A 325-nucleotide genomic window follows, 5' to 3' on the forward strand; every position below is an offset into this window, starting at 1 on the left:
GTCAATCCGCTGCCGGTGGCCGCCGCCCATTCCGTCACCACACGGGCGGGAACACCGGTGACGGTAAACCTGACGGACGGCGCCACCGGCGGTCCGTTCACGGGCGCGGTCATTGTTACCCCTCCGGCTTTTGGCAGTGCGACCGTGTCGGGCACCACCATTACCTATATCGCGCCAGCAGGGGCGTCTGGTGCGGTGAGCATCGGTTATACCTTGAGCAACGCGTTCGGAACGTCGCCGCCCGCCACGATTACGCTGACGGTCAATCCGCTGCCGGTGGCCGCCGCCCATTCCGTCACCACACGGGCGGGAACACCGGTGACGG

The 325-nt window shown here is 67.1% G+C and carries 1 protein-coding gene; it reads left to right on the forward strand.

The genetic code is table 11. From position 1 onward, the window contains the following. On the forward strand, nucleotides 1–325 hold a 325-nt coding region (locus ACTJJ7_RS28140; protein ID WP_440969517.1), incomplete at both ends, for an Ig-like domain-containing protein.

Source organism: Phyllobacterium sp. 22229 (genome assembly GCF_052056495.1).
GTDB lineage: Bacteria > Pseudomonadota > Alphaproteobacteria > Rhizobiales > Rhizobiaceae > Phyllobacterium > Phyllobacterium myrsinacearum.